Annotated in this window: 10 protein-coding genes; 4 read left to right on the top strand and 6 right to left on the bottom strand. The window is 36.8% G+C overall.

Annotation, left to right across the window (positions count from 1 at the left end; genetic code table 11):
* Positions 1-250 precede the first annotated feature (250 nt).
* Together CALSC_RS01380 and CALSC_RS01375 are read right to left on the bottom strand one after the other, a co-directional pair.
* The gene (locus CALSC_RS01380; protein ID WP_088239645.1) at positions 251-985 is read right to left on the bottom strand and encodes a phycobilisome rod-core linker polypeptide; all 735 of its coding nucleotides are present in this window, start codon (positions 983-985) and stop codon (positions 251-253) included.
* Between the two features lie 561 nt (positions 986-1546).
* A complete protein-coding gene (locus tag CALSC_RS01375; protein ID WP_088239644.1) occupies positions 1547-2239 on the bottom strand; it encodes a LabA-like NYN domain-containing protein in 693 nt (230 codons plus the stop codon).
* Positions 2240-3298: 1059 nt separating this feature from the next.
* Between CALSC_RS01375 and CALSC_RS01370 the strand changes: the two genes are divergently transcribed.
* From CALSC_RS01370 to CALSC_RS01355, 4 genes are all read left to right on the top strand, one after another.
* Positions 3299-3484 (top strand): hypothetical protein, encoded by a 186-nt coding sequence (locus tag CALSC_RS01370; protein WP_088239643.1) that lies wholly within the window; start codon positions 3299-3301, stop codon positions 3482-3484.
* Between the two features lie 161 nt (positions 3485-3645).
* A complete protein-coding gene (gor, locus tag CALSC_RS01365; protein ID WP_088239642.1) occupies positions 3646-5025 on the top strand; it encodes a glutathione-disulfide reductase in 1380 nt (459 codons plus the stop codon).
* A 51-nt stretch (positions 5026-5076) separates the two neighbouring features.
* Positions 5077-5709: a YqiA/YcfP family alpha/beta fold hydrolase gene (locus CALSC_RS01360; RefSeq protein ID WP_088239641.1), complete on the top strand. Its 633-nt coding sequence runs from the start codon at positions 5077-5079 to the stop codon at positions 5707-5709.
* A 126-nt stretch (positions 5710-5835) separates the two neighbouring features.
* Entirely contained in the window at positions 5836-6999 is a 1164-nt protein-coding gene (locus CALSC_RS01355) for a histidinol-phosphate transaminase (RefSeq protein WP_088239640.1), read from the top strand.
* An 8-nt stretch (positions 7000-7007) separates the two neighbouring features.
* On the opposite strand, the gene CALSC_RS01350 is transcribed toward CALSC_RS01355, so the two are convergent.
* The 4 genes from CALSC_RS01350 to CALSC_RS01335 all read right to left on the bottom strand — a co-directional run bounded on the left by CALSC_RS01350 (position 7008) and on the right by CALSC_RS01335 (position 11270).
* Complete coding sequence (locus tag CALSC_RS01350; protein ID WP_088239639.1) at positions 7008-7562, bottom strand: hypothetical protein; 555 nt, start codon at positions 7560-7562, stop codon at positions 7008-7010.
* An 882-nt stretch (positions 7563-8444) separates the two neighbouring features.
* Positions 8445-8942: an SH3 domain-containing protein gene (locus tag CALSC_RS01345; protein WP_088239638.1), complete on the bottom strand. Its 498-nt coding sequence runs from the start codon at positions 8940-8942 to the stop codon at positions 8445-8447.
* A 123-nt stretch (positions 8943-9065) separates the two neighbouring features.
* A complete protein-coding gene (locus tag CALSC_RS01340) occupies positions 9066-10574 on the bottom strand; it encodes an AAA family ATPase (RefSeq protein WP_088239637.1) in 1509 nt (502 codons plus the stop codon).
* A 192-nt stretch (positions 10575-10766) separates the two neighbouring features.
* Positions 10767-11270: a YceD family protein gene (locus CALSC_RS01335; RefSeq protein WP_088239636.1), complete on the bottom strand. Its 504-nt coding sequence runs from the start codon at positions 11268-11270 to the stop codon at positions 10767-10769.
* Positions 11271-11369 lie beyond the last annotated feature (99 nt).

Below are 11369 nucleotides of genomic sequence, written 5' to 3'. Positions count from 1 at the left end.
ATTCTAGGTTTAAAATCCTTGCATCTGTTATTTTTGATGGCAAAAAGAATAGAAATAAAGAGGCTGGAACTACTCCCTACTCCCTACTCCCTACTCCCTACCCCCACCAAAAGACTTTTTCATAAATTACCTAAGTAATAGGTTTAGTGCTTCAACAATGTCCGTGTTTTAATCAGCAAAAAGAGCGTGAACATCTACCACAGATATCACACTCTAACATACCTTATATTTAGATATATTGCGATTCTAGTTAGTATCCACCAAAGTTTGGCAAAATACCAGATACAGCTAACCAAGCAAAAATACTAGTGACCCCTAAACTAGACATAAGTAGCCAAGAAATAACTGACCAATCAGAACTTTGTCTAAAAGTCCGAAAATTAAATGGCTGACGGGCAAATCCATCGGGAAAAGGCAATTTGTCCCGATAATCAGTTCCGTAACGAGCCATCCGTGCAAAAGGTAATTCCCCTTGCATTTGCTGGGGTAAAATTCTCCGCCTTTGGTAAGGTACGGTGTAGTCGCCAAAGTTATTGATATACTCTTCGCTATCAAGCAAAGTATTAATAAAACCTTGCAAACCTTTCGTAGCCAGTACTATTGACCAAGAAAGTTTTTCGCGTTCATCATACACCTTACGACCCAAAATCCGTTGGATACATAATTCTACAAAGCGATAATTATTATTGCTATCGTAGTTGAGTCGCCGAAACGAATCGGAGGTGGCTAATCCCTGAATAAATTCCTTAACCGTAATTTGACCAGACCTTAATTGTGATTCTAGAAATGTCTGGCGGTTACTAGCCAACATCTGTTGCTGATGAAAAATTTGGTAATATGCAGACCAAATTAACTCATCTATCTCTTTGGAATTAGTTATTTGTTCCTGGGAATAGACCCTAGGTTGCTCTTCACCTCTAACTTCATAACCAGCGACGCGCTGATTTTGGGATGAAGGAGGGTAGGTTAATAAAGGAATAGACAAACTACAAAATCCTTACGCTAAACTTTTAATAAAGATTAAAGATGATGAATAAATGTTGCTAGATTCTATCCCATCTGTTCTTACATTTTAGCTTAAAAGATAAAATTGATAGTGGTCAATATAGCAAAAGTTAAACTTTGTTAAATAATGTAATTATTTATCAATATTTTGGCTACTAATCCTAATTAGGATAAATATTATATTGATATATTTCTATGATAGCCATAAGACTATCTCAGATAAATGGTAATTTTCCTGGAGATATACAAGGGTATAAATTACTGATTTTTCAATATAGTTTAAAACTATTGAGAGTATTAAGATTATTAATATAGAAATTTTAGCTCTTCAGTACTAGTCATTATGCTTAATGACTGTGCAAAAAAATGTCAGCATTGCCAGACAAAAAATATTATTTATTATTTGGTAATTTTTTCAATGTTTTGCATTAATTTCTGCGTCAATTGAATAGTTTCAACCTGACATTGAAAATTCAACTGGTACATTCATGAAATAGCATACTATGATACGGAAGTCGCAAACTATCTATATCTCTCAAAATTAAAGGCTGAAATTCGACAATTCTGGATAAGAATACTCCGATTGCGAATCTTTTTGAATATATTGCTTAATACTATCAATATCGATAAAACAATCAGCAACATTAATTAAAGTATCACTAGTCATCGATCGCAAACTGACAACTTCTACTCTTACTCCTTTATAAGACACTGTATTTACTGCATAAGCTAAATCCCCATCTCCACTTACTAATATCGCTGTATCGTAGTAAGGGGCTAGATTAAGCATATCTACAGCAATCTCTACATCCAAATTAGCTTTTTTAGAGCCATCGGGAAATTGCACTACATCTTTGGTAACTAAGCGATAGCCATTGCGGCGCATCCACAGGAGAAAACCCTGTTGCTTATCATTAGTCCGATCTACACCCGTATAGAAAAAAGCTCTGAGCAATTTCGAGCCTTGAGTTAGCAGTACAAGGAGTTTGGCATAATCAATTTCTATCCCTAATTGGAGAGCAGCATAAAAAAGATTAGAACCATCTATAAAAATAGCTATTCGACCACGATTAGAATTTCTACCCAGAAACATTTCCGGATTATCTTCTGGTAATTGAATTTCTTCTGCATGATTATTCTCTTTGATTGAAAAGAGATGGGAATCATACTGTTGTGGCTTATTTGGATGAGAACTATTATTTATCTTTTTAAGAGAATTTTTGCTTTTATTCATGATTTACCTCTAATTTCTTTGAGAAATAATTTTTACTAAAGTCCGATTTCAATAAAAAATGTCAAACTATAAAGCTATAAAGTACGAAAGTAGTACAATAATATTTGATTATGATTGTGATTATAATATGTGATTACAATAGTTTATTGCTCATATATTATGATTTACACTCACAAAATATAGCCTAATCGAAAAATATCCAAATATGCTAAGTTAATTGCTTAAATTATTCATTACATGAAAATAAATCCCTACATTCTGATACTTACATCTCCCCAACCTTGTAACAATCAGTATTTTGCTAACCAAATTGAAAAGAATCAAACTTTGATAACAAAAAATAGAAATACCATTTTGTTTATTGGTTAGTATATCAATAAATCAATATTTAGTTTGTGGTACAAACATGTTTCTGAATTTCACAGCAATATTGACCACAATCAAACCATATCTATTGACTTGATCCATTTGTATTCAGCCATAGCCTTAGATATATCTTGGAAGAAACAAAATCTATCAAAGTTCGTCTCCAGACAGGCGTTATTGAAAATAATGTGCCCTCATACAGAGCAAATAGATGTACATGCAGGATTTGTTTAATAAAACATAATGTTGTTAATTGGGTAAACTATAACTAGAAATTAACGTTTAAGCCCGAAAAACATGGAAAGTTTCACTAATTTTTTCTTAAAGTTATATATCTCCCAAAACCTATTCCTTTAATCCTAGCTTGCTTTGAAGAGAATTTTAGCTTATTTTCTTAAACTTAAATTAAAATCCTAGCAATAATAGTACCATAACAACACAAATAATAATAAATATTATTTATTGATTATATTTATTTACAATATTCTCTCATATTGATTTAATAATTGAGGGTCTGACACAATTTTCCATAGCTATTATATGTATGGACATTCACCATGTATAACTAAAAATTATATTTGAATACTCATAGCTGTAAAACTCGCAATCATTTTTCGACTTGATATAAGAAAGTGACTTCTGTGGCAATATTATTCTAGACAGAAAACAATTCGCCTTACCAAAAAAACACTGATGAATAGCTCAAAAATAGTTGCAATTATCACTGGTGCAATTTCCATATTATTAGCGGTCGCATACTTGGTATTGGTGCAGGTACTAGATTTACGTGGAGAAATGAAACCAGCACCCATGAGTCAACTTGTTCCACAGTCAGTCATAATTGCCCATACACTCGACCATAAGGTTAGTCTTGGGTAAAAATGACCTAAAATCAAACTCTATCGAAATAATTAAGCATTAAATTCCGTAACAAGATAGCATAACTATAGCTGATCAATTGTTTGAGTAACTCTTTGGTTCAATCACAATTATTTGCCAAGTATAAATACTCTACTTGTTGTTAAAAAATACGGAGATTTATGACTTACGATTACGACTTGTTTGTCATTGGTGCTGGTTCTGGAGGATTGGCAGCTTCCAAACGAGCTGCTAGTTATGGGGCAAAAGTTGCGATCGCAGAAGATGATTTAGTAGGTGGAACTTGTGTTATCCGTGGATGTGTGCCCAAAAAATTGATGGTATACGCTTCCCATTTTCCATCATTATTTGAGAGTGCTGCGGGTTATGGTTGGCAAGTAGGCAATACTGAATTAGATTGGGAAAAATTCATTACATCGATAGATCAGGAAGTACGGCGACTGTCCCAACTACATATCAACTTCTTAGAAAAAGCAGGAGTAGAGTTAATCCCCAGTCGTGCTACTTTGGTGGATGAGCATACTGTGGAAGTTGATGATCGCAAAGTTACAGCAGATAAAATTCTGCTTGCTGTAGGAGGACGTGCGATTAAACCTGATTTACCAGGAATGGAACATGCCATAACTTCTAGGGAAATTTTTCATCTCCAATCCCAACCAAAGCACATTGCCATTATTGGTGCTGGTTATATTGGTACGGAATTTGCTTGTATTATGCGCGGTTTGGGTTGTGAAGTTACCCAAATTATCCGTAGAGACAAAATTCTCAGGGGTTTTGATGAAGATATTCGTACCCAAATCCAAGAAGGAATGACCAATCATGGTATTCGTGTGATTCAAAATACCGTGGTTACAGATTTGGAGAAAGTTGGGGACGAGCTGCAACTGAATCTTTCCGGGGAACACACAGAACCAGTGACAGCCGATGTCTTTTTAGTTGCTACTGGTAGAAGTCCCAATGTGGAAGGATTGGGTTTAGAAAATGCTGGGGTAGATTTAGTGCCCAGTTCTTTAGAAGGCCCTGGGTACAGTAAAATGAACGCGATCGCAGTTAATGAATATAGCCAAACATCCCAGCCCAATATTTATGCCGTAGGCGATGTTACGGATAGAATCAACTTAACTCCAGTTGCAATTGGTGAGGGTAGGTCATTTGCTGATAGTGAGTTTGGTAATAATCGTCGCATATTTAGCCATGAGAATGTGGCAACGGCAATATTTTCTAGCCCAGAAGCCGCAACCGTGGGTATGACGGAAACCGAAGCCAAGGATAAATTGGGTGAAGACGGTGTGAAAATTTATCGTTCCCGTTTTCGTCCGATGTTTTATACCTTGCCAGATCAACCAGAAAAAACCATGATGAAGTTGATTGTAGATGTACAAACCGACAAGGTTATAGGGGCTCACATGGTAGGTGATTATGCTGCTGAAATTATTCAAGGGGTAGCGATTGCTGTCAAAATGGGAGCAACCAAAAAAGATTTTGATGCAACTGTGGGTATTCACCCCTCATCGGCAGAAGAATTTGTCACTATGCGTTAAGGGAGCAAAGGAGCAGGGAACAGACGAAAAGCATTAGGAATTACGGATGATTTGGTCATGCAATACATATATCTACACGGCTTTGCTTCCAGTCCTAATTCTACTAAAGCTCGTTATCTCAGCGATCGCTTTGCCGAACATCATCTACCCCTCTGTATCCCGGATCTAAATCATGGGGATTTTCCCCACTTAACGATCTCTCGACAAATTCAACAAGTAGCACCTGCATTAAATATACCGACAACAATTATTGGTTCTAGTTTGGGCGGTTTAACAGCCGCTCACTTAGGACAACAATATACTCAGGTGCAAAAAATTCTCTTATTAGCACCTGCTTTTGGTTTCTTATCCCATTGGTTACCTACTTTGGGTGAAAATATAACTCAAAATTGGCAACAAAAAAAATATATTCAGGTGTATCACTATGGAGAGGGGAAAGAAATGCCCTTAAGTCATGATTTTTTGATAGATGCCCATCAATATCAAGAAAATTCATTACAGCGCCCTCTTCCGACTCTCATTCTTCATGGTAAACATGATGATGTGATTCCCATACAAGCTAGCCAAGAGTTTGCCATGCAACGTCCTTGGATTAATTTAATAGAACTAGATAGCGACCATACCTTAGGGAATATGATGTCAGAAACTTGGCAGACAATTAAACTCTTTTGTCAGATACCCTGAGGCTGTATAATATCAAATCCCTGGTTAATCATCTTAATTTATAGCCAATATAATCAGGCAAATTGAAATTGGATTTTGGCGTTGAGATTGCATTCAAAATCCAAACACCTCTACTCCAAAAATCCTATGTTACCCTTTATTCGTTCTGATTTAGCCCAATTCAACGCCTATAAGCCTCATCCCAGTAGTGATACAGCTGAACCTGTTGACACATCAACCCAAATTGATAGATTAGACACTAATGAAAGTGCTGAAGATTTACCGCCTCAATTGAAACTAGAACTGGTACAGACATATCAAGAATTAATTGAAAATAACAGATATCCTGATGGTGGTCATGAAGAGTTAAAAAATTTAATTGCATCATATGTAAATGAATCAGCACACCTTTCACCATATGTTTTTTCTACTGCCAATATTTCTGTTGGTAATGGTTCTGATGAATTAATTCGCTCGTTATTAATTGCCAGTTGTTTATCTGGAGAAGGGTCTATATTAGTCGCTCAACCCACTTTTTCCATGTATGGCATCTTAGCTCAAACTTTGGGGATTCCTATGGTTACCGTACCCAGGAAGGAAACAAATTTTGCCATTGACTTACAAGCTGCACAAGCTGCGATAGAAACGACTCAACATCCTCCCATTCGTGCAGTTTTTGTTGTCCATCCCAATTCCCCCACAGGCAATACTTTAACCACCCCAGAATTAGCATGGTTAAGGAGTTTACCAGAACAAGTTTTAGTGGTGATTGATGAAGCTTATTTTGAATTTAGTCAAACAACCCTAGTGGGTGAACTGTCACAACATCCTAACTGGGTGGTGCTACGAACATTTTCTAAAGCCTTTCGACTAGCTGCCCATCGTATTGGTTATTGTATTGCCCATCCAGATGCGATCGCAATTCTGGAAAAAGTGCGTTTACCTTATAACCTGAGTAGCTTCTCTCTGGCAGCAGGGTTAATTGCTATGAACAATCATCAATTGCTACTAGCATCAGTTCCTCAAACTTTAGCTGAAAGAACTAAACTAATTCAAGCCCTACGTCAGAATCCAGCCCTAAAAGTCTGGGATAGTGCAGCTAATTTTATATTTTTGCGCCTCCAATCAAATGATTTTGCTTCACAAGGCGCTGATATTAAAACTATTCATCAACAACTGAAGGCTAGTGGTACTCTAGTACGACAAATTCATCATGGATTGAGAATTACTGTTGGAACTGCAATAGAAAATGATCGCACTCTGAAAAGAATGCAAGCAGTATTAGCAACCTTGCCATGTGTAAGCTCTTAGATTTACCACTAACGATTTAATTTGCTATCAACATCACTACCCAAATGTCTGACCATACAAGCTGTTTGTGGTAACACACCTATCAACAAAGCAAAGGCTTCATCAGGCAAATCAGCTACAACATCTGAAGGAAAATACTGCTCAAATTGATCAAGAATCTTATGAACTCGTTGGGTAGGAGAAGAATTTTGGGTAATTTGTCCAATTAAGCGAATCCATTGTCTTCTAATCAAATAAGCCTTTTGACGTTCTTCATGGGATTCCATCTTTAACAAAGACAAGTTTCCTATAGGTAAAACCCCCTGACAATCACGGTCATAATCACCACCAACAGCTGCTCCGGGACCAGCAAACTCTGCATGATACTCCTTAAAAAGGATTAACCCATTTCTTCTACGACTATTGACCGTCAAAAGCTTTCCACTGCGTATATCTGCTAAGAAGCTTGACCCATAGGAACGCTTTGTCCCAGATGACATGACTAGATATTCAAGCAGATTAGTGTCATGAGAATAAGTTGATATCATAGTGGTTTGATAGCGGTGAATTTGGTCGCTATCCATAGATTTCAATTTATCGACGAATATGGGCGAATTTTGCACTTTAAACAAAACTATTAGTAGTGTTTCAAAGCCTTTACAGCTTTGAGGATAGAGTAGTTAGGATTGAGTCTTAAGGTTAAAACTCAGGGTAAATAGCTGCATGTTAAAATTTTGAGTAATAACATTCTATGAGATTTGACTAGAGTTGTCTCTGCTTGTAAGACTTGATTCATTAAAGTTTTTATAAAGATTGTTTTTGAGAATACAAAGTTAAGATGAGGATAAAAATTTGATGATTATTTTGACTTTATTCCTCGAATAAAAATAATATAATTCTGTGTCAAAAATTATCTCTTAAACCAATAAATAAAGGTTGTAGATATTCTCAGATCTATAACTTTTTCTAAAGGTATTAATAATTATATCTCACCACCAGATATTTTCAGAATTAAAAACATAAAACTATATGGATTTGATAGTGTAATATTAATTTAATCAAACAAAATATTTTTGTTTATTAAAAAATATAAACATATTTATAATATGTTTATATCTGACCTTTAATTAGTCACCTAGCTATATACACTATTTGGTCAAATACTTATCATTTGAGACTGTAGACGAGATAGTAGGCTATAAAATAGGTTGTCCTTATCATGACCTGAAGAAAAAATCAACCTATAGTAATTTTATGCTGAACTAGCATTTAACATGTGCTTAGTTGAGTATAATTTGATTGTCAAATCAAGAATATGTGCCTTTGAGAAAGGATTAATTCCTTAAAAGGAGATGAATAAAAATTATATTGAGGGCATACCCTAGTATGCCCCGTTTCAGTTATTAGTTATAAATTTCACCACCGATAATATAGAGCAGAAATTTGAACCAAGAATCTGCCACCCGTCAATCGTTTATTGCTTTTGTATTACCAGCTTTTACCCAACCTTCTTGTTGGCTGCCATCTATGCGAATTTTTTGCCAAGCTTTATCTGAACTTTGTTCCAATACAATCACTTTCCGATTAAAAGCAACTCCACCTATCCGTTGAGCATCTTTACTAGCTGACTCACGTATGCTCAAGCCTTGGGGCCAAGTAACACGGGCTTGATAGGCTCCTGGAGGTAGGTTTTCTGTTAATTCATCATCTCCTGGAGGTTTTGTTGGACTAGTTTTTGTCTTTGGGGTAACTTTCTTGGAAGCTACATTTGTAGAAGTCCCTTGATTAATTTTTTGCTTTGGCAATTTTGCTTTAACAGAGGATTTATCATTACTAAAAATCGGTTTTGTTGGCAGAATAGAGGTACGATTCATGAGATATAGGGCAGCAGCGAAACCACTACCAACTAAAATAGCGATCGCCAATAAAAAACCCAGAATATATTTAAGTATATTGGAGAACATATTTACATCTTGCTACAGATATTTGGACGCATATATAGCGCTACGCACAACCACAATAAAACCAAATATTATCACTATTGTCAGTTATCAGTTATCAGCAAACAGTCATTAGCATACTCCTTCCTACTGCAACTGGCGCTGAATACTTAAGGGACTGTGCTTCGAGGCTAAACGTGCTCTTCCAGCAGCAGCCCATTCTTGTAATTGTTGAATTTGTTCTTGAGCAGTTCTAGCTAAGGGAATAATCTGGCTAGCTGACTCAAGAATGTCATCAGTCGTAAAATCCCGATTTTGACTAAAGCCAATGTGCATAGCTTCAATCAAAGTTTGCTCAATTTCTGCTCCAGAAAAATCAGGGGTTTCGTATGCCAACCTGTCAATATCGTAGCTTTTCAAATTATGGGGACGTAGTCGGGATAAATGAACATTAAAAATTGCTTTTCTTTCTTCTTGGGTTGGCAAACCAACAAAGAAAATTTCGTCAAATCTACCTTTTCGGAGAATTTCTGGTGGCAAGGATTGAATATCATTAGCCGTCGCGACTACAAACACCGGTGAAGTTTTTTCTGCCATCCAAGTAATAAATGTACCAAACACACGGCTGGTAGTTCCAGCATCACCTTTACTACCAAGTCCAGAAAAGGCTTTATCTATTTCATCTATCCACAAAATACAAGGAGATAATGCTTCTGCTACTTGAATCATTTGTCGTGTGCGAGATTCTGATTCACCCACCAATCCAGCAAATAATCGCCCCACATCCAGCCGTAATAAAGGTAAATGCCAGTGATGGGCAATGGCTTTGGCTGTTAAAGATTTGCCTGTTCCTTGGATACCTACCAATAGTAATCCTCGGGGGTGTGGTAATCCGTACTGCCGAGCTCGCTCGCTAAAGGAACCACCGCGACGTAATAACCAATCTTTGAGATTATCCAAGCCACCAATATCGGAAATTTGTTCCGTAGCTGGATAAAAATCAAGAATTTGGGTTTGGCGGATAGTTTGGCGCTTTTCTTCTAAAACTAAATCTACATCTTCCGGCTGTAGTTCTCCATGTGCTGCAATTCCCCTGGCTAATACCCGGCGAATTCGTTCCATACTCAGCCCTTGACAAGAGCGCACCAAATCATCGAGAAACTTGTCTGACAGAGAATTACCAGTGGCTACTAACAATCTTTCTATTTCCGTCTTAATATCCTTCGCCGATGGTAAGGGAAACTCTACCACTGTCAAAACTTCAGTTAAATCATCAGGAATAGAAATTCTTGGTGAGAGCAGAACTATATTTTTGGGTTGTGATTTTAGTATTCGTGCTAAATTACGAAGTTTGCGAGCAATCCCTACATCTTCTAAAAATCGATGGTAATCCCGTAATATGAATACCGCAGGTGCGGTGGGAAGAATTTTTTCCACAAATTCCAATGCTTGGAGAGGATTCCGTTTCCCAAATGCGGCATCATTGGGATTTCCTTGATAACCATCCACAAAATCCCAGGTATATACTGAACGATTTCCCTGGTTTGCTGCTTCTTCCTTAATAGCCGTTTCTACTCGTTCTTCTTCATGGGTAGGAATATAAATTAAAGGGTAACGGGCACGCAGCAATAATCGAAATTCTTCACGGAAGTTCATAAGTAGTCATAGCGCTACGCGCAAGTAATAAGTTTACTGGTAAGCGGTTTGCTGCTTCAACAATGTCCACGCCCTAATTGCGTAGTGCTATATTATAGTATTTTCGGAAACTTGACGGCGAGCAAAACTTTTTATGTCTGATCTCGGTGTATACAGACAGAAAGTTATTTGACGTTGATATTCTGATGATTACTATCCGGGAAATTGATTTTTTAAAGCTTCTAAAGAAGCCCAACGACTATCTAATAGCTGATGGGAATTGCTACTAGTCGTTTGAATCCCAGGACAATTGGCATCACAAAGTTGCCGTTGAGGAATTTCTAAGCACATTTGCTCGTACAACCACACACTAGGCTCAAAATAACCTTGGGGTGGCAAGGTTTCAAGTAAATCATCTACACCTACTTCCCGTTCTAGGGGGAGATCTATTTCTTGTTCGCTAAGTTCTTCTAGCCAAATAATTTCTGAAGTATTTATACATAAGCGGTGATTATAGCTTTGTAAACAACGATTACAGGTACAAGTAACAATTGCTTCCGCTTTTCCAGAAACTTCTAAATAATTACCATGATGTTGTATGCGAATAATACCGCGCACTGGTGTCAAGGTTTCCAGATTAGGGAGAAACTCTTTTACCTTAATCTCCTCTGTTCGCTCAGGGGCTTTAGTTAGCTGCGGAATGTAAATTGCGTCCATAGCAATTGTGAGCCATTTTCAGAAAAATTATCTTTAGGAATAACAAAAATGCTGATTCCATATCTCTAGTCTAACTTTTATGGGATTAAATTTTATGGG

This window comes from Calothrix rhizosoleniae SC01 (assembly GCF_900185595.1).
Taxonomy (GTDB): Bacteria; Cyanobacteriota; Cyanobacteriia; order Cyanobacteriales; family Nostocaceae; genus Calothrix_A; species Calothrix_A rhizosoleniae.
This window is presented reverse-complemented; position numbering and strand designations above follow the sequence as displayed.